Origin of the sequence: Gluconobacter thailandicus F149-1 = NBRC 100600, from assembly GCF_000964465.1 — a bacterium.
Taxonomy (GTDB): Bacteria; Pseudomonadota; Alphaproteobacteria; order Acetobacterales; family Acetobacteraceae; genus Gluconobacter; species Gluconobacter thailandicus.
In genome coordinates this window covers 1-19,178 of record NZ_BANH01000042.1, presented here as the reverse complement: position 1 = coordinate 19,178, position 19,178 = coordinate 1, and the positions used below count along the sequence as shown (strand labels likewise).

At 57.2% G+C, this 19,178-nt stretch carries 19 protein-coding genes; 8 read left to right on the top strand and 11 right to left on the bottom strand.

What is annotated here, in order from left to right:
• The first annotated feature begins 75 nt into the window (after nucleotides 1–75).
• The 6 genes from B7444_RS11330 to B7444_RS11305 all read left to right on the top strand — a co-directional run bounded on the left by B7444_RS11330 (nucleotide 76) and on the right by B7444_RS11305 (nucleotide 6,468).
• Complete coding sequence (locus B7444_RS11330) at nucleotides 76–432, top strand: hypothetical protein (protein WP_007282402.1); 357 nt, start codon at nucleotides 76–78, stop codon at nucleotides 430–432.
• Nucleotides 433–481: 49 nt separating this feature from the next.
• Entirely contained in the window at nucleotides 482–1,474 is a 993-nt protein-coding gene (locus B7444_RS11325) for an LVIVD repeat-containing protein (RefSeq protein ID WP_007282403.1), read from the top strand.
• Between the two features lie 22 nt (nucleotides 1,475–1,496).
• The gene (gene thrC / locus B7444_RS11320) at nucleotides 1,497–2,897 is read left to right on the top strand and encodes a threonine synthase (protein WP_007282404.1); all 1,401 of its coding nucleotides are present in this window, start codon (nucleotides 1,497–1,499) and stop codon (nucleotides 2,895–2,897) included.
• 66 nt (nucleotides 2,898–2,963) lie between these two features.
• Complete coding sequence (locus B7444_RS11315; protein ID WP_007282405.1) at nucleotides 2,964–4,229, top strand: M16 family metallopeptidase; 1,266 nt, start codon at nucleotides 2,964–2,966, stop codon at nucleotides 4,227–4,229.
• Nucleotides 4,226–5,560: a TldD/PmbA family protein gene (locus tag B7444_RS11310; RefSeq protein WP_007282406.1), complete on the top strand. Its 1,335-nt coding sequence runs from the start codon at nucleotides 4,226–4,228 to the stop codon at nucleotides 5,558–5,560. The genes B7444_RS11315 and B7444_RS11310 overlap by 4 nt, the downstream gene beginning before the upstream one ends.
• Nucleotides 5,560–6,468 carry a Tim44 domain-containing protein gene (locus B7444_RS11305; protein ID WP_007282407.1) on the top strand — a complete coding sequence of 303 codons (909 nt, stop codon included), beginning with the start codon at nucleotides 5,560–5,562 and terminating at the stop codon, nucleotides 6,466–6,468. The genes B7444_RS11310 and B7444_RS11305 overlap by 1 nt, the downstream gene beginning before the upstream one ends.
• Before the next feature lie 121 nt (nucleotides 6,469–6,589).
• Here the strand turns inward: B7444_RS11305 and B7444_RS11300 are convergent, their stop codons facing one another.
• The 8 genes from B7444_RS11300 to uvrB form a co-directional block, all read right to left on the bottom strand.
• Entirely contained in the window at nucleotides 6,590–7,537 is a 948-nt protein-coding gene (locus B7444_RS11300) for a heme o synthase (RefSeq protein WP_007282409.1), read from the bottom strand.
• The gene (locus tag B7444_RS11295) at nucleotides 7,534–8,709 is read right to left on the bottom strand and encodes a cbb3-type cytochrome c oxidase subunit I (RefSeq protein ID WP_007282410.1); all 1,176 of its coding nucleotides are present in this window, start codon (nucleotides 8,707–8,709) and stop codon (nucleotides 7,534–7,536) included. Before B7444_RS11295 ends, B7444_RS11300 begins: the two co-directional genes overlap by 4 nt.
• An 84-nt stretch (nucleotides 8,710–8,793) precedes the next feature.
• Complete coding sequence (locus B7444_RS11290) at nucleotides 8,794–9,474, bottom strand: class I SAM-dependent methyltransferase (RefSeq protein WP_007282411.1); 681 nt, start codon at nucleotides 9,472–9,474, stop codon at nucleotides 8,794–8,796.
• Nucleotides 9,475–9,863: 389 nt separating this feature from the next.
• The gene (gene gshB, locus B7444_RS11285) at nucleotides 9,864–10,841 is read right to left on the bottom strand and encodes a glutathione synthase (protein ID WP_007282413.1); all 978 of its coding nucleotides are present in this window, start codon (nucleotides 10,839–10,841) and stop codon (nucleotides 9,864–9,866) included.
• Between the two features lie 85 nt (nucleotides 10,842–10,926).
• On the bottom strand, nucleotides 10,927–11,334 hold the full coding sequence (locus tag B7444_RS11280; RefSeq protein WP_007282414.1) for an NUDIX hydrolase: 408 nt from the start codon (nucleotides 11,332–11,334) through the stop codon (nucleotides 10,927–10,929).
• Between the two features lie 10 nt (nucleotides 11,335–11,344).
• Nucleotides 11,345–11,845, bottom strand: a complete 501-nt coding sequence (gene greB, locus B7444_RS11275) for a transcription elongation factor GreB (protein ID WP_007282415.1) — start codon at nucleotides 11,843–11,845, stop codon at nucleotides 11,345–11,347.
• Nucleotides 11,845–12,726 (bottom strand): aldose 1-epimerase, encoded by an 882-nt coding sequence (locus B7444_RS11270; RefSeq protein WP_035730046.1) that lies wholly within the window; start codon nucleotides 12,724–12,726, stop codon nucleotides 11,845–11,847. The genes greB and B7444_RS11270 overlap by 1 nt, the downstream gene beginning before the upstream one ends.
• Before the next feature lie 63 nt (nucleotides 12,727–12,789).
• Entirely contained in the window at nucleotides 12,790–14,997 is a 2,208-nt protein-coding gene (uvrB, locus tag B7444_RS11265; protein ID WP_007282417.1) for an excinuclease ABC subunit UvrB, read from the bottom strand.
• A gap of 158 nt (nucleotides 14,998–15,155) precedes the next feature.
• On the opposite strand from uvrB, the gene B7444_RS11260 reads away from it, so the two are divergent.
• On the top strand, nucleotides 15,156–15,569 hold the full coding sequence (locus B7444_RS11260) for a hypothetical protein (RefSeq protein WP_007282418.1): 414 nt from the start codon (nucleotides 15,156–15,158) through the stop codon (nucleotides 15,567–15,569).
• Between the two features lie 67 nt (nucleotides 15,570–15,636).
• Here the strand turns inward: B7444_RS11260 and B7444_RS11255 are convergent, their stop codons facing one another.
• Nucleotides 15,637–16,617, bottom strand: coding sequence for a DMT family transporter (locus B7444_RS11255; RefSeq protein ID WP_035730044.1), 981 nt, complete (start codon nucleotides 16,615–16,617; stop codon nucleotides 15,637–15,639).
• Nucleotides 16,618–16,709: 92 nt separating this feature from the next.
• On the opposite strand from B7444_RS11255, the gene B7444_RS11250 reads away from it, so the two are divergent.
• Nucleotides 16,710–17,198: an Lrp/AsnC family transcriptional regulator gene (locus B7444_RS11250; RefSeq protein ID WP_035730041.1), complete on the top strand. Its 489-nt coding sequence runs from the start codon at nucleotides 16,710–16,712 to the stop codon at nucleotides 17,196–17,198.
• 39 nt (nucleotides 17,199–17,237) lie between these two features.
• Here the strand turns inward: B7444_RS11250 and B7444_RS11245 are convergent, their stop codons facing one another.
• Together B7444_RS11245 and B7444_RS11240 are read right to left on the bottom strand one after the other, a co-directional pair.
• Nucleotides 17,238–18,599, bottom strand: a complete 1,362-nt coding sequence (locus tag B7444_RS11245; protein WP_007282421.1) for an ABC1 kinase family protein — start codon at nucleotides 18,597–18,599, stop codon at nucleotides 17,238–17,240.
• Nucleotides 18,600–18,606: 7 nt separating this feature from the next.
• Nucleotides 18,607–19,178, bottom strand: a 572-nt coding sequence (locus B7444_RS11240) for a M3 family oligoendopeptidase (protein WP_048855172.1), incomplete at its 5' end; no start/stop codon positions are given.

The following is a 19,178-nucleotide window of genomic DNA, read 5'->3' as shown; positions in this document are numbered from 1 at the left end:
AAAAGGCCGTTAACGAAGTATTCAGATTTTGGACAGCATTGTGCGTGTGACCACGACCATAAAAGGCGTCTGACCATGCACCTTGAACAACGGACAGGCAATGTTCCCGGCCTGGTTTTCGCAACAGTGCGTCAGGGTATGACCACACGTACCTTCCCGATTGAAGTAAGGCAGACCCCGTCAGGGCATTACATCTCCCGCATGCCGGATCAGCGCTGGTCCATCGAGTGTCAGACCATTGAGTCTGCTCTCCTGATGCATGCGGCTGTCATCTTCCCTTTTGAGTATGAACATGCTCCCTGGCTGTCCAATCCGCGCCCGGCGCCTCGACCTACCCAGCGATATCCTCACGTTACAGAAAAATTTGGCTCTGCTCGCTCCGAGACAAGATACACGGATAAAGCTGACAGAGCGCTGACACTGGAGAATTAATCCCTTTTCAGGCTTGTCAAATTTTCCAGACAGGCCGATGTCTCGAACCATGAAAAGTTGGCTTCTGCGCTCCGTGTCCGTCGTTCTTTTGGGAACGTCCTGCCTGTTTGCCTCCCCCGCACTGGCAGACCACCCATGGAAAGACGCTGTACAGACAGCGACGATTACAGCAGATGCGTCACTTCAGAATGTTCAACTCACCACCCTGATGCGTCATGATTCGGCATCCGTCATGGGGCTGGATCTGAACGGGCGCCCTGTCTTCATCGATTCGACAAACCAGACACATCCGTTTCCTGCCGATGAGGCTGAAAGAGCAAAAATTCCGTCCCTTTCGGTGTTAACGGGCCAAGGTACAGCTCTCTGGGGACTCACCACTTCTCCAAAAGCCGCGCTTGTTCAGTTATCCGCAGAAGGAAAACTGCTCCAAACAGTGTCTCTTCAAAAGCCACTCGCGGCAGGCAGTCATTTAACGGCCATTCAGGTTCATGGAAATTACGCTTACCTGACCGACGAAGGACGGGCCGCACTCGTTGTGGTGTCTCTCCAGGACGGCAGGACGCAAAGCCTTCTTCCCTATGACCCATCCGTGACAGGTCGCCGTCCCCTGATACGAAACGGGCGGATCAATAATGGACCGGACAATCACCCGCTGACAGGCGGAAATGTAAGGTTTCTGGCCCTTGATACCAAAGGCCAATGGCTATTTTACATGCCAGCCTGCGGCCCTCTTTACAGAATTGATAGCGCCCTTCTCACCGATCCGGCATTCACACCTGTGGAGCAACTCGACGGAATCGTGGAATGGCGTGACACACCCAGCCTGGGCGGGATCACACTCTCACCCGACAACGTCTTCTACATGTCGGACATTACGGATGGGGCGCTCCTGAAATTTGGAAGCGAACGCAATCCTCTGATTCTTGTTCGGGATGTGCGCCTCATAAATGCTGGCGCATTGACGGTTTCAGGCGATCATGAGGTCAGCGTTCTGACATCAGAAGATGGAAAACCGCACATTCTTCGCATCGCCTTGCCATAGGAGGTCGTGATATAAAGTCAGCATGCGCTACCGATCTACTCGCGGCGACCTGACCGCCGACGCCCCCAACTTTTCCGACATTCTGCTTGCCGGCCTTGCTGGAGACGGCGGTCTCTACATGCCGGAGACATGGCCAAAAATCAGTGCCCAGACATTCCGCGAATGGCGTGCACTGTCCTACGCGGACCTGACGGCTGAGGTCATTTCCCTTTTCTCCGAAGGTGCCATTGATCGCGATACCCTGCGCGATATGGCCCGCGACGCTTATGCAGGCTTCGATCATGCTGCCGTAGCGCCACTTTGCGAAGTTGAGCAGGATCTCTTCTCGCTCGAACTGTTCCATGGCCCGACGCTCGCCTTCAAAGACATGGCGATGCAGATGCTGGGGCGTCTCTTCGATCACGTTCTGACGCAGCGCAACCAGAAGGTCACGATCGTCGGCGCTACATCAGGCGATACCGGTTCGGCCGCCATTGAAGCCTGCCGTGGACGTGAGCGTCTCTCGGTGGTTATCCTTCATCCAAAGGGCCGCACATCGGAAGTCCAGCGTCGCCAGATGACAACTGTGCCAGACGACAACATTCTGAACATTGCCGTCGAAGGTGACTTCGATACCTGCCAGGATATCGTCAAGGCCCTCTTCGCCGACCAGCCGTTCCGGGACGAAGTCTCCCTGTCCGCCGTCAATTCCATCAACTGGGCCCGTATTGCGGCACAGATCCCCTATTACGTCCGTGCAGCACTGGCTCTCGGCGCACCAGATCGGGAAGTGTCCTTCTCCGTTCCGACCGGCAATTTCGGCAATGTGCTTGCGGCATGGGCTGCCCGTCAGATGGGCCTCCCGATCCGTCGCCTGTGCATCGGTTCCAACCGCAATGACATTCTCACACGTTTCCTTCTGGAAAACGACATGAGTGTCCGCACAGTCGAGCCGAGCCTGTCCCCGTCGATGGATATTCAGGTTTCGTCCAATTTCGAACGTCTGCTGTTCGAGCTTCTGGATCGCAACCCGACGCGCTGCGCCGCGATCATGAAAGAGTTCCGCGAGACTGGCCGTATGGCCGTTCCGCACGATGCCTGGACGCGCATGAAGGATGTCTTCGACGGCATGACGCTCAGTGATGAGCAGACCAGCGAAGCCATGCGTCATTTCTACAACGAGAGCCTCTATCTGGCTGATCCGCACACGGCAATCGGCCTGGCTGTTGGCAAGCGCTTTCAGGAACCCGGCATTCCAATGATCGCCGCAGCAACAGCTCATCCCGCCAAATTTCCGGATGCAGTCTTCTCAGCGACCGGCATCAGAGCTGCCCTTCCCCCGCATCTGGCCGATCTTTTCGAACGGCCAGAGCGTTACGACACGGTGAGCAGTCAGATCGCTGGCATTCAGAATGCGGTCCGCGCCCATCTCAAAAGCCACTAATACCTTGTTCCTTCCCGCAGGCTCCCCATCTCAGGGAGCCTGTCTTTTTATGACTTACGGAAACTCATGCCCGATACGATTGAAGTCACTACGCTCGACAACGGTCTGACCATCATTACGGAACGCATGGAACGTGTTGAGACCATCTCGTTCGGGGCATATGTCTCGATTGGCACCCGTGACGAGACCGCAGAAAACAACGGTGTGTCCCATTTTCTTGAACATATGGCCTTCAAGGGAACCGAGCGCCGCTCTGCCTCCCGGATTGCCGAAGAAATTGAGAATGTCGGCGGCTATATCAACGCCTACACAGCCCGTGAAACCACAGCCTACTATGTCAAGCTTCTCAAGGAAGACCTGGCGCTGGGCGTGGACATTATCGGCGACATTCTGACGCACAGCACGTTTCTGGATGCCGAGATCGAACGTGAGCGTGGCGTGATCCTTCAGGAAATCGGTCAGGCGAATGACACGCCGGATGACATCATCTTTGACCAGTTCCAGGAACGCGCCTTCCCGGAACAGCCCATGGGGCGCCCAACGCTCGGCACGGAACAGCTTGTCTCCGACATGACGCGCGAGACGCTGATGGGCTACATGCGTGAGCACTACACCACGCACAACATCACGATCGCCGCGGCGGGAAACCTGCATCATCAACAGGTTGTCGATCTGGTGAAAGAGCACTTCCGGGACCTGCCAATGCATCAGACGCCCCGCCCTCGTGGGGCAACTTATGCGGGTGGCGATCTGCGGACGACACGCGAACTGGATCAGGCCCATCTGGTCATGGGCTTCCCTTCCGTCAGCTATCATCATCCCGATCATTACGCCGTCATGATCCTGTCCACCCTTCTGGGTGGCGGCATGTCCTCACGTCTGTTCCAGGAAATCCGGGAACGGCGCGGGCTGGTGTACAGCGTTTATTCCTTTGCCTCCCCCTTCAGCGACAGCGGGCTGTTCGGCCTGTACGCAGGCACTGGTGAAGCCGAGACGGCCGAACTTGTCCCGGTCATGATTGATGAGCTCAAGCGTCTTCAGGATGGCCTGACAGAGGAAGAACTCTCCCGTGCCCGCGCGCAGCTCAAGTCTTCGCTGCTGATGTCTCTGGAAAGTACCGGCAGCCGCTGTGAACAGCTCGCTCGCCAGATCCAGATCCATGGCCGTCCCGTCCCCGTGACCGAGACAGTCGGCAAGATCGACGCTGTCACGGAAGAGGACATCCTACGCGTCGCCCGCGAAATCTTTGCTGGCACACCCACCTTCACAGCCATCGGCCCGGTCAAGAACATGCCGACGATGGACGACATCACAGCGAGGCTTGCTGCATGAGTACAACCCGTCACGTTGAAGCCCTTCTTGCTGCGGCAAAACGTCACGGCGCCGATCATGCCGACGCCATTTTCATCCGGAACGAATCCGAATCTGCCATGGTGCGGAAAGGCGTTCCTGAAGGCATTGAGCGCTCCGAAAGCGTAGCCCTCGGCCTGCGCGTTTTCCGCGGCCAGAAAGCAGCCTCCGTTTCCACCAGCGTGCTGGACGATGCCGAGTTTGACCGTCTGGCAGAGCAAGCCTGTGCCATGGCGCTTGTGGTGCCGGAAGACCGCTTCGGCGGATTGTGCTCGGACGCCATGATTGGCCATTTCGATGCCGCCGGTCTGGATCTTGCTGATACGGCATCTCCGGATATGAACACTATGCTCAGCCGCGCTCGGGAGGCAGAGGACGCTGCTTTGGCCGTATCAGGCGTCACCAACACCAATGGCGCATCTGTCGGGCATGGTCGCACCGTAATCGCTTTGGGCACATCCGCTGGCTTCATGGGCAGCTACAGCCGCACAGGCCACTCCATCAGCGCCAGCGTTCTGGCGGGTGACGGCGCATCCATGCAGCGCGATTATGCGCATCACAGCACCGTTTATCTGGAAGATCTGGATGCGCCTGACGCCATCGGTCGTCTGGCGGGCGAGCGCGCCGTTGCACGCATCAATCCGGGCCGCCCAAAAACGGGCACATACAACGTTATCTATGATCCCCGCGTCTCCTCCAGTCTGCTCGGTCATCTGATCGGAGCAATTAACGGTGCATCGATTGCTCGCGGGACCTCGTTCCTGAAAGACGCAATGGGAACGCACATCCTCGGCACAGGCCTGACAGTCAGGGACAATCCCCGCCTTGTCCGCGGTCTCGCCTCCCGCCCCTTTGATGGCGAAGGCTGCGCCGCTGAGGCGCTGGACCTCGTGACCGATGGCGTTCTTCAGACATGGCTTCTGGACTCACGAAGCGCTCGCCAGTTGGGTCTACGCTCGAATGGGCGGGCCAGCCGGGGTGTTTCCGGTCCTCCAGCCCCGAGTGTGACAAATCTTCATCTCGCGCCTGGTGATCTTTCCGCAGCCGAGTTGCGTTCCGATATAAAGGAAGGAATTCTGGTTACGGAACTGATGGGATCGTCCGTCAACATGTTGACGGGAGATTACAGTCGCGGAGCTTCCGGCTTCATGATCCGCAACGGCGAGATTGCCGAGCCTGTTGCGGAACTGACCATTGCCGGAAACCTTCAGGACATGTTCACCCGGATGGTACCAGCCAGCGATCTTTCCTTCCGGAGCAGCGTGAATGCGCCGAGCATCCGGATTGATGGCATGAGCATTGCAGGACTTTGATGCGTAATTTTCGTCTTTTCTCTATCGCCTGTGCGCTTCTCTGCGTGCTGGGTTCCGCTGATGCCCGTCCGGGTGGAGGGTCGTCCATGGGCAGCCGTGGCTCCCGTACCTGGAGCGCGCCTCCACGGACCTCCATTACGCCAGGCTGGACGCGCCCGATGGACCGGACCATGACGCCGCAGTCCAACTATGGCGCCCAATCCGCTGCCCCCCGCCCGATGGCGCCCATGACGCCGGGATATCGTCCGTCCTTCCCGAACCGTCACCCGTTCATGACGGGCTTTGCCGGCGGCCTGCTCGGGGCTGGTCTGTTTGGAATCCTGAGCGGACACGGCTTCTTCGGTGGCATGACGGGTGGAACATCAATTCTCGGGTTCCTGTTTCAGGTCTTCGTGATTGGTGCGCTGATCATGTTCGCTATCCGGCTGTTCAACCGTCGTCAGGGAGCGTCAGGCTCACCGGCCGCCGCACCATTCGGCGCAGCCAGCAGTGGTAATGCTCCGGTGACCCTGAGCAACGACGACTACACCAGTTTCCAGCGTCTGCTGCTCGATATCCAGTCTGCCTGGAGCGCGCAGAACATGCGGGCACTATCGTCCATGACGACGCCGGAGATGGCGGGTTATTTCAACGAGCAACTGTCAGATCTGGCGAGCCGTGGCGCGCGGAACATTGTCTCAAACGTCCGCTTCCTGCGGGGTGATCTTTCGGAAGCCTGGCGTGAACGCAACCTGACCTATGCCACCGTCGCCATGCAGTACTCCATGACGGACGTGACAACGGACTCGTTTGGCAATGTCATTGATGGCAGCTCAACAGAGCCAGTTACGGTCACAGAACTCTGGACGTTCGTCCGCGCTGATGGACGTGGCAACTGGATCCTCTCAGCCATCCAGCAGGGCGGCTGAAACGTTCCTTAAAAGCGGATCAAAGTAATGACATAGAAGATTGCAGCGAGGGTAATCACCCCTCCTGCAATCCCCACGATCCGGCTCTGACGCCGTTTTGCGGTAAGATCGGTTGTTGTTTTCATGACAGCAGTACCCGATCCACCAACAGGCCACAGAACAGGAAAAACAGATACGCCAGCGAGTAGCGAAATGCGAAACGTGCTGGCTTATCTTTTGTAAGGCTAACGCCCTGAGCGTCCTGCTGATCCATCAGCACACGGACCGCGCAAAGAATAAACCCAAGATCGAGCAGACTGGTCGTGACGGTGTAAAACAGCCCACACTCATGCACGAAAGACGGAACCAGCGAGACGGCCGTCAGAATGAACGTGTAAAGCAGGATCTGCCAGCGCGTATGCCGTGCACCCTTGACGACTGGCAGCATGGGAATACCGGCCTTGTCGTAATCCTTGCAGGCATATAGCGACAGGGACCAGAAGTGTGGCGGCGTCCAGAGAAACACAATGGCAAACATGGCGACAGGCAATACAGCCATGGAGTTCATCGTCGCGGCCCAGCCAATCATTGGAGGGAATGCACCCGCAGCGCCACCAATAACGATATTCTGAGGCGTGCTCCGCTTGAGCCACATCGTATAGATCACGCTGTAAAAGAAGATCGAGAACGCCAGAATGCCCGCAGCAAGAGCATTCGTTGCCAGCCAGAGCACCAGAACTGATAGAACTGACAGCACCACACCATAGATCAACGCGCTATCAGCGGGCATCCGGCCATCCGGAATAGGGCGAACATTGGTCCGCTTCATGACGGCGTCAATGTCGCGGTCATACCACATGTTGATCGCACCGGCGGCCCCTGCCCCGATACAGATGCACAGGATGGTAATAATCCCGATAGGCACGGAAGGCCATCGGGGGGCAACGGCCATACCTGCGGCTCCCGTAAAGACCACCAGCGAAATGACGCGGGGCTTTAGCAGGGCGACCCAATCCTTGAGAGAAGAATCACCGTCAGCGCCCAGAACGGAAAAAAGCCCCGACGGGGCTAAAGGAGTCGTTTCGCTCATGCTCTGACCCGAGCACGCCCGGTCTCCCTGATCAGGAAAAGGCCCAGCAGACCAAAGGTTAGCAGGCTGAGGCCCATCAAACCTTCTCCCACCGGCCTCACAACCGGCGTCAGGGAGCAAAGGGCGCCAACAAACGTCAGGCCCGCATGCATCCGACTGAGCGGGGCAGGAATATGATCTGGCAGAAGACGAATCATCCAGGCGTAGAAACCGCCACAAAGAGCCATCACGCCACCAAATGCCGCAGCCGTATGGTCGATTGCATGTCCAGGCATGAACTCTGCGATCCAGCCTGCAGAAAAAAGAACGATACTTCCCAAGGCCCAGAGCGTCGTGCCGTCCAGAGCGCGCCGTTGCTTCCAGACATCTCCGCAAAGAGCCGTAATAAGCACGAGAGACGGAACGAACTGCGTCAGAGCGACAAGAATGCTCTGGAACGCTGCTGGCATTCCACCAAACAGGCCATCCATCCAGCAAAGTGGCCCCAGAACTGCCATGCAGCCAAAGGCATATGGTGCGACCCGGCCAGAGAGGCCTTTCGCACCCTGACGAGGCATCAGAAGATGACAGACCAGTCCGAGCGCAGGCGTCAGCATTAATGCAGTCTCGGGAAGATGAAGCATCCCGATAAGACCCTCTGCAGCGCTGGCAGGTGCTCCATCAACCATCATCCGTGTGACCACCGCAGCCAGCACCGGCGCGATAATCGTCACCCCAGCAGCAGTGGCAAGCAGGGACCAGGCCAGCGGGGAGAGGTTGCGAAAGCGCTGGGTTCGCCCCTCAAGAAAGGTCGTGATGATATCGACTGCGAGTGCAAGAACACCAACAACCCACAGCGCAAGAGCCATGATGGGCTGCACCGGAAGCAGGACAACGCCCGAAGACAGGAAACAGAAACCTGCCAGACTGGAGGCAGGGAGAGTCGTTCTGTCGGTACCCAGTTCAGCGGGAAGCAGCCACTGGCCAAACCCGCCAAGCGCAGCGGGGCAGATGACGAAAAATGCCATCAGAATACCGTGGCAGAACGCGAATCCCGCAGTCGGATGTGTCTGAAGAAGTGGCAAAGCCAACGACCCACCCAGAAGACCGGCAAACAATGCCAGCAGAATGAATGATGTCCCGATCCGTCTGTTGGAAAGAACAGGAATAGAGTCGAAGGCCTGATAAGTCATGGTCGCGTAGTAGGTCCCTGCCAAGGAATACCGCAGCGAGCGTCGGAATACTCGGCGCCGGCCTGTACCGGAGCCATACGCCGATCAGGCGACCAGGGCTGCGGCGTCGCTTTTACTCTCGCATTGCGGCAATGTCACGAGTGTAAACAGCCCTGCAGGCGGAACAGGCGTCAGAGTTGCGCGTTTCAGATCTTCTGGCGGCAGGAGGGACTCGATTGCGAAGTCCGGGTGCCAGCCCAGGGAACGGGATGCACGGGCCATTCCGCGTTCGACCGTCAAGCGAAGGCCGCCGGTTGCAAGAAAGTGGTTTACGAAGAGAATGTGACCGCCTGGACGAACGACACGCTTGAGTTCGGCCAGAAGCCGGTCCGGATGCGGCACCACAGAAGCCACGAACATGGCAACTGCGATATCGAAACTGTCGTCTTCGAAGGTGGTTGCTTCCGCATCCATTTCCAGAAGATCGTCCACATTCGTCAGACGATCCTGAAGAACGCGCTGACGTGCGCGATCCAGCATGTCTTCAGACAGATCAATGCCTGTAATCCGTTTGTCCGGATTATAGGACGGAAGGGCGAGTCCCGTTCCGACGCCTACTTCGAGCACACGCTCGCCAGGAAGGGCGTTTACTGCTTCAACAGCCCTCTTCCGTCCATAGCCAGAGATACCGCCGAAAACAGTATCATAAACGCGGGCCCATCGACGATAGGCCGCCTTGACGGCCTCCGCATCCAGTGCAGAACGCGGGGAGAGGGTTGAAGACATATTCTATGCGACCTTCTGTGTCCGCTCTCCTTCAAAACTGGAGAGCATGTCCGGAAACGTGGTTCAGTTGGCTCCTTCTTGCCCTTCCAGATATGCATCTGGCAAGACACGGGTTACGGATGGCGACTAACTCGTCCGTTTTTCATCATTTTGGAGGCGACAGATGCTGAATTTTTTTCTTGTCCTGCTCTGTATTGCCATCTGGGTAGCGCTCTATGTCTTGTATTTTCGCGAACACATACGGACGTGGATCGAAAACCGTTTTGGAAAAGACACACCTCCGAAGGCAGATGAGCCACCCGCTCCGATCAAGTACCCTAAGTCACCCCAGTAAAGAGCTCTGTGGCAGGTAACAGTTTTTATCTGCCACGGCCCCCTGCCTGTCATGATCAGGGCGCGTAACGCCGCTCAATGGCGTTCCAGATCAGACCGGCACTGTTGATGCCTTCAAAACGATCCAGTTCCTGCAAGCCGGTTGGAGACGTGACGTTGATTTCCGTCAGCCAGTCACCAATCACGTCGATCCCCGTGAAAATCAGCCCATGGTCGCGCAGATAGGGACCAATCGACTCACAGATTTCCTTGTCACGGTCCGTCAGGTCCACGCGCTCGGCACGTCCGCCAACATGCATGTTCGAACGCGCCTCACCCGTTGCCGGAACACGATTGATGGCACCGATCGGCCGTCCGTCCACCAGGATGATGCGTTTGTCACCTTTACGAACAGCAGGCTCGTAACGCTGGATCATCAAAGGCTCATTGGTACGCGCAAAATGCATTTCCAGCAGGGCCTTCAGGTTTTCATCATCCGGCTTGATGCGGAAAATGCCCGCACCGCCATTCCCGTAAAGCGGCTTGATGATGATGTCCTGATGCTTCTCACGGAAGGCGAGAATGTCCCGTGGATCCCATGCCACCAGCGTTGGCGGCATCAGATGCGGGAAATGCGTAACCAGCAGCTTCTCTGGTGCGTTCCGAACCGCTACCGGATCGTTCACCACCAGCGACAGTCCCTCACCAACGCCATGAACATGCTCCAGCATGTGCGTGGCAGTGATGTAGCCCATGTCGAACGGAGGGTCCTGACGCATCAGGATAACGTCCGTCTCGCCCAGCGGAAGGATTTCTTCTTCCCCAAAAGTCGCATGATCGCCACGAACGCGACGGACCTCCACCCGGCGGGCACGGGCCTGAAGACGGCCGCCTTTGCCCTGCCCTTCCGTCAGGCTAAGCGTCGAAACAGGATAAACCCAGAGCTCGTGTCCACGCGCCTGCGCTTCAAGCATGAGGGCAAAAGTGGAGTCGCCGTCGATGTTGACCTGTTCTAGCGGGTCCATCTGTACGGCAACCCGGAGTGAGCGGGACATGTCGGATACTCCGGTTAAAGGGATGTTGAAACATTATCTGTAGCTGGCAGAACAGCTTTTTCAAAGCCGAGGCCAGCGCCGGATGTCAGGGCTCGTGCTTCTGAAGGGTGGCTGCGGCCTGAACGGTTGACGTCGTCAGCGGGAGCGGCAGTTCCTCCAAAGGAAACCAGCCAAAATCGCTATGCTTTTCCGGCTCCATCAGGGTGGGCGTTCCGGTGAATTTTGTGACCAGATAGACTGGGGCAATCCAGTGGGTTCCCGCTCTCTGATCGGGCTGCTCTACGAGACAGAGCATCTTTTCAGCGTGAATCGTAATCCCGAGTTCTTCTGCCACCTCGCGCTCAACAGCTCGGGCCACAGGTTCAAACATATCCACTTTTCCGCCAGGCAATCCCCAGCATCCGGCTTCCGGCTCTCTCTTCCGACGAATCAGCAGTAGTTTTCCGTCAACGAGAATGGCAGCGCCACACCCTACACGAGGTTCGGATTGCACAGGCGCCTCTTCAGTCCTGCGGATCAGGATAGGTGATTTTCAGGATCTCGATCTCAACGGGCCCACGGGGCGTCTGCAACATCGCCACATCGCCAACCCGCGTACGCATCAGGGCACGGGCGATCGGAGAAATGAGGCTGACCTCTCCCCGCGCCAGATCCGACTCGTCCACACCAAGGATCGTCACGGTATGTTCCGTGTCGTCCTCATCGACATAGGTCACTGTCGCCCCGAAGAACACGCGATCACGCGTTGTCTGCGCAGCCGGATCGACGATCACTGCATTTTCCAGCCGTTTGCCCAAAAAGCGCAGGCGACGGTCGATCTCACGTAGACGACGCTTGCCATACTGATAATCGGCATTCTCGGAACGATCACCGTTCCCGGCAGCCCAAGAAACGATCTCGACAATCCGTGGCCGTTCTTTCTGCGCCAGTTCCTTAAGCTCCGCGCGCATGACGGCAGCGCCTTTCGGAGACAGATAATGGGAGAGCGGCGTTTTTTCAGACATCAGACTGCCCTGACGTGAAAACGCATCCGGCCACCGATCCGCGTGTTCGGCTTAAGAACATGCAGCCCCCGGTCCGGAATATCAGATCGGTTGATGGCATCCGTCATGCTCGTCACAGGTTCCACGGCCACAAAAGGATCATCCGGCGATGTAAAAACAACCAGATGTGTGAAGATCGGATCAGCCTCTACCGTCACCTTTAAGCCTGCATCTGGCCGGTCGAGGACAACCTGCCCTCCAAAACCTGCAAAGCAGTTGTCGATAAAACGCGCATGCGCATTCCTGGGGGCATGGAAGGACCATTCTCCGTCACAAGAGACGGCCTGGACCGGAAGACCATCTGGTGACGTTAACCAGGCTTTTGTCGCTTCAAAGGAAAGTGTGGCAGGACCTTGCGCAGCAAGAAAGGGATGAAAACCAAAGCCAACCGGTTGATCGACCGTATCGCGGTTTTCAACAACCATCTGCACATCGAGCGTGTTTTCGGTCAGCAGGTACGACAGAACGGCACGATAGGTGAAAGGCCACTGCGTATCGTTTTCCTGCGGAACATGATCCAGTGTCAGAACAGCGTGGTTCGCTCCCTGGTGCGCGACGGTCCAGTCCTTTTCCCAGGCGTTTCCGTGAATTGTGTGAGGGTGATCGCCCATGTTGGGCGCAAGATCATAATCCTGTTCGTTGAATGAGAAACGCCCGTCGGCAATGCGGTTCGAATAGGGAATGAGAGGATAGGCCCCCACGGCCTCCCCTTTCTGCGCGGCCAAAGCCTCATTCGATACTGGCAGAAAAATATCTTTCCCATCCAACTGCCAGACACCGATGGCACCCCCCGTTTCAGGAAGAATGGTCAGACGGCTCTTTCCTCGGCTCAATTCGATCATGACAATCTGAAATCCTGATAATAACGGTCGGTCATGGGCAACCCGCTGCCCCATATACTCCGATCAGCGACGACCGCCACGTTTGCGTTTGGCCGGATCGTACCCGCCACCACCGGGCCCAAGCGGCGTTGGCCCCTTCGGTTTCTTTCCGCCCCCGGGACGACCGGCCGTTGATGTCGCGACCGGCGGCGGTTCCAGCCCCATATCAATCGCTTCAAGACGACGCACTTCATCACGCAGGCGGGCAGCCTGTTCGAAGTCCAGATTGGCAGCGGCTTCACGCATCCGCTTTTCGAGTTCCTGAATGGTGACAGGAAGGGATTTGCCAACGAACTCTTCCGTATCGCCAGCAGAGTCAGGCGCAACCGTGACGTAATCCTGCTCAAAGATAGACGACAGCGCATCACCGATCTTCGAACGAACCGTCATGGGTGTAATGCCGTGCGCCTCATTCCACTCCATCTGGCGTGTCCGACGACGGGCCGTTTCCTCGATGGCAAAGGTCAGGCTGTCCGTCATCTTGTCAGCATACAGCAGGACCCGACCATCCACGTTACGGGCCGCACGACCGATCGTCTGGATCAGGGACGTCCGTGAGCGCAGGAAGCCTTCCTTGTCCGCATCCAGAATGGCGACGAGCGCACATTCCGGAATATCCAGGCCCTCGCGCAGCAGGTTAATGCCAACCAATACGTCAAAAGCGCCAAGACGCAGATCACGGATAATCTCGATCCGCTCCAGCGTATCCACATCGGAATGCAGATACCGCACCTTGATCCCGGCTTCGCCCAGATAATCCGTCAGATCCTCAGCCATGCGCTTGGTCAGCGTCGTGACAAGAACGCGGCCACCCTGCGCAATGGTCTCACGCGCTTCGTGCAGCAGATCGTCCACCTGCCCTTCAACGGGCTTTACGATCGTGACCGGATCGATCAGTCCTGTCGGACGAATGATCTGCTCAGCAAAGACGCCACCCGTCTGTTCCATTTCCCATGGTCCGGGTGTGGCCGATACAAAGATGCTCTGCGGTCGGAACGCGTTCCACTCACCAAATGCCAACGGGCGGTTATCAATGCAGGACGGCAGACGAAAGCCATAATCAGACAGAACGGATTTTCGCGCCCTGTCCCCGCGCTCCATGCCGCCAATCTGTGGAACTGTGACGTGACTTTCATCCACGATCAGCAGGGCATCTTCGGGCAGGTATTCAAATAGCGTCGGCGGCGGGTCCCCTGCCCCACGGCCAGACAGATAGCGGGAATAGTTCTCGATGCCTTTGCAGGCACCAGTCGTTTCGATCATTTCCAGATCAAAGGTTGTCCGCTGGGACAGGCGCTCGGCTTCCAGCAGCTTTCCTTCTTCGGTGAACTGCGCGAGCCGCTGTCGAAGCTCGTTCTTGATCCCGATCATGGCCTGATTCAGCGTCGGACGCGGGGTGACGTAATGGGAGTTTGCGTAAACGCTGATTTCCGCCAGATCCGCCGTCTTGTTGCCCGTCAGCGGGTCAAACTCGGTGATCTGGTCAATCTCGTCACCAAACAGTGAAACGCGCCAGGCACGGTCTTCATTCTGGACCGGGAAAATGTCGATCTGCTCGCCGCGCACACGGAAGGTCCCGCGCTCGAACCCGGCATCGTTTCGACGATACTGAAGTTCGACCAGCGCCTTGATGAGCTTCTCCCGGTCAATCTCACCCCCGACCTCAAGCCGGACCACCATTTTCGAGTACGTCTCGACTGACCCGATACCGTAGATACAAGAGACGGACGCGACGATGATAACGTCATTCCGCTCCAGAAGCGCCTGCGTGGCAGCATGACGCATCCGGTCGATCTGCTCGTTGATCTGACTGTCTTTCTCGATATACGTGTCTGACCGCGGAACGTAGGCTTCCGGCTGGTAGTAGTCGTAATACGAGACGAAATATTCGACGGCATTATCGGGAAAAAACTGCCGCATTTCTCCGTAGAGCTGCGCGGCCAGCGTCTTGTTTGGTGCGAGGATCAACGTAGGTTTTTGCGTCGCTTCAATGACCTTCGCCATGCTGAAGGTTTTGCCAGACCCCGTCACGCCCAGCAGAACCTGATCGCGATCCCCGTTCTCCACACCCTGCACAAGCTCGGAAATGGCCGTGGGCTGATCGCCAGCCGGTTCATAATCCGCCTTGACCACGAATTTCCGCGTCTTGGCCTTTGCAGGCTGCTTTTCAGGGATGAATGCCGTCATGGGCATTGCGGTCGCATTGCGGAGCGCAGAAGGTTTTTTGGCCATGAGATCCAAGATGGGAAAGAAACGGGAACATCACAAGAGCGCAGTAGAACAGAAGGCGTTCCGGCGGCGTATCTTTATGTCATTTTATTGCTGAAAAGGATGGAGGGACTCGCTGAGAAGGCGTATTCAGGCCCCGTATCTTTGAAGGGAAACCGGTCATGGACGTCCAGACGATCGAGCAGACATACAACCAGCTTCAGGAACAGGCCCAGCAATCCGCACAATCCCTCCAGACGCTCGGCGCCAAAATGCAAGATGCCGCACAGAGCGGAGACATGCAGGCTCGGGAATGGGCACTGGATCTGCGGGAAGTCGCGCTTTCGTTTCAGGCCGAGCAGCAACAGGTCACAACCCTGCTTCAACAGCTTCATGCAGCGCTTGAAAACGCGGCGAACAGCCAGAACACCTATGCCTCGCCCCAGCCATACCAAGCACAGCCGCCCGTTCAGGCCGTGGAACAACCCGCTCAAAGCAACTTCTTTTCCAACATCCTCAATTCAGGTTTTGCCCGTTCGGTTGAAGCAGGTGCCGGCTTCGGCATCGGCAATGATCTGATCAAGGAAATCTTCTGAGACTGTCTGGCTCGGCATTTCGCGCGGGCCAGCCTACTGCTGTCTCAGATTAGGGCAGCAGCACCGCTTACGCTGCGAGATCCATAACGGGAAGCGTCTCGCGGGCCGAATACCTTCGGTGCACGGCCACACAGGACAAAACGCTCCCAATCACCAGAACAAACGCGGACACTTCCAGAACGCGGGGGGCTCTCTGCTCCCACAGGAGCCCATACGTCAAACCAAAAAGCGTCTCAAACAGGATCATCTGGCCCGTCATGGTCAGAGGCAAAAGACGGGACATCCGGTTCCACAGAGCGTTTCCGCACAAAGATGCAATCACGGCAACGCCCGCCGAGACCGCAGCAAATCGCCCCCATTCGGGCAGGGAATGACTTCCAGAATATGCCAGAAAGGCAACAGGCAGCAGAACCATCGCCTGCCCTCCCGTGACTAATCCGGTCAGCAAATTCCAGTCATGAACCGAAATGTGCTGAAGGCGCATCAGGCATCGACTGTTCCACACAGCATATGTCGTCCAGCATATCAGAGCAGCCAGTGCATAGACTAAACCCATCATGGGACGCCCGGACGTTGCAGGCATGGTCAGGGCCTGCCAACCGATACACACCGCACCGGCCGCACATAGCATCAATGAGGGAAGCAAAGACTTGAGCGCCACCGCGTTTTTGTCCCGACTTCCAATAATGGTAACGGCGACGGGCATGAATCCCAAAACCAGCGACGTCAGGGCAATGCCTCCAGCATGCACCGCGGCCGCCACCAGCACGTAATAAAGCGTGTTGCCAAAAATAGAGAGCCAGAACAGGGCTTTCCAGTCCTGAAGTCTTACACCGCTGAACACTTTCTTCCAGCGAGGTGCAATCAGGACTGTGGCGATAATGCCGTATGCAAGATAGCGTCCGACCGAGAGCTGAAGCGGCGCAAAGGACCGCACCAGTTCCGGAGCCAGAAAAACCAGTCCCCACAAGGCACCAGCCCCCGCACCACACAGAATTCCCAACGGGGTCTGACTGGATTTGGCCGGTGTGTGCGACGATACGTTCACGATGATCTTTCCTCTGGGGCGAGAGGCATATCATCGGCATAGTGAGTTTTGCGCTCTTGATTGAGGGATCAAATGCAACAAAAACTCACCTCATGAACAAGAAAGCTCCTGCGCCTTCCAGACTCTTGGACCTGTTTGACCGGGCCATCCTGCGGATCGTTCAGAAAGACAATAAAATGCCTCAGAGGCAGATTGCGGAGAAGGTCAATCTGTCCGCCGCAGCCGTGCAAAGACGCATTGCTGCGATGGAGAAATCCGGCGTCATCATCCGAAACAGCGCCATGGTGGATGCTCGCTCCCTTCAGATGGGCATTACATCCATCGTTGAAGTCATGCTGACAGACGAACGGCTTCAGACCGTCGACAATGCCAAGGCCCTCTTCCGCGCCGCGCCGGAAGTCCAGCAATGCTATTATGTGACGGGAGGAGTCAGCTTCATGCTGGTCATCGTGTCCCAGGACATAACCACCTACGAAGAGACAACCCGCCGCCTCTTTGCCCAGAATGAGGCGGTGGCCAGCTATCGCAGTCTGATTGCTCTGGATCGCGTTAAGGTTGGAAGCGACATTCTCATTCCATAAAAAAAGCGCTCCCGTTTCCGGAAAGCGCTTTTTCTTTACTCAGAGCGAGGAAATCGCGGGAGGAACCTTGGCCTTGGCAAGAGCTTCTTTCTGCCGCGCCGCCAGAACATTGACGTCAAAGCCTTCGATCAACTCCTGGAACATCTGATGCCAGTTCAGACGGGCGCCAAGACGCAGGAACGCGCTTCCAAGCCCAATGGCTGACCGGTCCATGAGAACGAATTCACGAGGCAGTTTTACGCCCCCCGTGCGTTTCAGCCCTTCATAGACGCGTTCCAGAACCTGCTTGGCCTCTGCCGGATCATTGCTTTCCTGCATGGCACAGACGCGATCCGTCATTAGCGGACGGTAGAAGAACCGAGCCCATTCGTTCAGGACAGCGGCCGTTTCGCGCGAAAGCCCTTCGAAGCCCCATTTGCTGTAAGCATGGAAGGCACGGTCTTCGTCATTGTCCCGCAGAGCCGCAAACAGATCCACCACGCCCTCGACAAAGCGGGGGGAGAAGATACGAACGGCACCGAAATCGAGCAGGTTCAGACCGTAATCATCGCGAACGGTGAAGTTGCCCATGTGCGGGTCACCGTGAATGACGCCGTAGCGATAGACTGGCGTGTACCAGGCCCGGAACAACGCCCGCGCCATATCGTCCCGCTGTTCCTGCGTCGCCTCAGACGCCAGCACCGCCTTCATGCCACGACCGGACACCCAGTCCATGGTCAGCAAGCGGCCTGTAGACAGTTCCTCAATCGGTGCAGGAACGGTCACAGTCGGGGTTTCGGACAGCATATCGCGATACAGGCGCAGATGGCTGGCTTCCCGACGATAATCCAGTTCTTCCCGAAGACGGTCAGACAGTTCGGTGTAAACCTCGTCCTGACGAATTGTTGTCTCAAACCGCTTGTAAACACCAAGAGCCGCACGGAACTGCCGCAGATCGGAATCAACCGCGCCCTGCATGTCGGGATACTGGAGCTTGCAGGCCACTTCGCGTCCATCAACCAGACGGGCCCGATGCACCTGGCCCAGAGACGCCGCCGCAACAGCATCATGGCTGAAAGAGCGAAAATTCTTTTCCCAGCCGGCCCCCAGTTCCGCCGTCATCCGACGACGCACGAAGTTCCAGCCCATTGGGGGTGCATTGGCCTGAAGATGAGCCAGTTCTTCCGCATATTCGTCCGGCAGAGCACCGGGAATGGTGGAAAGAAGCTGGGCCGCCTTCATGAGTGGTCCCTTCAGATTGCCCAGCGAAGACTTCAGACCTTCCGCGTGGACACCCTTGTCCGTCTTGATGCCAAGACGGTTTCCAGCCAGGCGCGCAGCGATGCCGCCGACTGCACCAGATGTCCGAGCCATCCGGCGAAGTTCGCCCATCAAACCGGTATTATCGAGATCGCGCGCCATGGTGCTCTCAGCCCTCCTGCTCGAGCTGATCGATCAGACCCGAGATTACATCCAGTCCTTTACGCCAGAAACCCGGATCCGTCGCATCAAGACCGAACGGCGCCAGTAATTCCTTGTGGCGAAGCGTTCCACCAGCTTCGAGCATGGTCCGGTATTTGTCGGCAAAACCGTCAGGCTGATCCTGATAGACGCCATACAGAGCGTTCACCAGACAGTCCCCGAAGGCATAGGCGTACACATAGAACGGCGAATGCACGAAGTGCGGAATGTAGGACCAGTAGGCGTCATAATCCGGCGTAAAGTGGAACGCCGGACCAAGGCTGCGTTCCTGCACATCGCGCCAGATAGCACCAAGCTGTTCCGCTGACAGTTCGCCTTTGGCCCGTTCATCATGCACGCGCACTTCAAACTGATAGAACGCGATCTGACGGACCACCGTATTGAGCATGTCCTCCACTTTCGCCGCCAGAAGATGACGGCGGCGCTTTGGATCGGTCTCCCGGTCGAGCAGAGACTGGAACGTCAGCATCTCACCAATTCTGTTGAAAAAGTCGCATGCTGTGTCGAGTGGATCGGGGC